Origin of the sequence: Streptomyces populi, from assembly GCF_002911015.1 — a bacterium.
GTDB lineage: Bacteria > Actinomycetota > Actinomycetes > Streptomycetales > Streptomycetaceae > Streptomyces > Streptomyces populi.
Genome location: NZ_KZ627103.1, coordinates 1 through 751 on the forward strand (window position 1 = coordinate 1; position 751 = coordinate 751).

General features: G+C 67.6%; 1 protein-coding gene. It reads right to left on the bottom strand.

The features are described 5' to 3' along the window. Positions 1-736, bottom strand: a 736-nt coding sequence (locus CW362_RS42895; protein WP_338069101.1) for an acyltransferase domain-containing protein, incomplete at its 3' end; no start/stop codon positions are given. Between the last annotated feature and the right edge of the window lie 15 nt (positions 737-751).

Sequence of the window (751 nt, forward strand, 5' to 3'; positions counted from 1 at the left end):
GCACACCGAAAGACTCCGCCAGCCGATACAACGCCACCTCGACCGCGAACAACGCAGGCTGAGCAACCCCCGTACCCTCCAAAACCCCCGCATCATCACCGAAGACCACCCCAAGCAGCTCCAACCCAGCCTGCTTTTCAACCTCCGCACACACCTCGTCCAACGCACCCGCGAAGACCGGGAACCGCCCATACAGCTCACGCCCCATCCCCGGACGCTGCGACCCCTGACCCGAGAACGCCACACCCACACCACCAGCCACACGACGCTCAAACACCACACCACCGGCAGTACCGTCACCCCGCGCAACCCCACCCACACCGGCCAGCAACTCGTCCAACGACCCGCCACCGACCACAGCACTGTGATCGAACACCGACCGCGACGACACCAGCGCCAGACCCACACCCCCTACATCCAGCGCCCCCGCACCACCCCCGTCTCCCGCCACGAACGCCGCGAGCCGCGCCGCCTGAGCCCGCACCGCACCCTCAGAACGACCCGACACAACCCACGGCAACTCCCCAGCAGCCAAACGAACCTGAGCAGACCCCGCCGGAACCTGCGTAGATTCCACCGGAGCCTGCACAGACTCCACCGGCTCGTGCTCGAGGATCACGTGCGCGTTGGTGCCGCTGATGCCGAACGACGACACACCCGCCCGCCGCGCACGACCCGTCTGCGGCCACTGCCGAGCCCGCGTCAACAACTCCACCGCACCCGCAGACCAATCCACATGCGGCGACGGCTG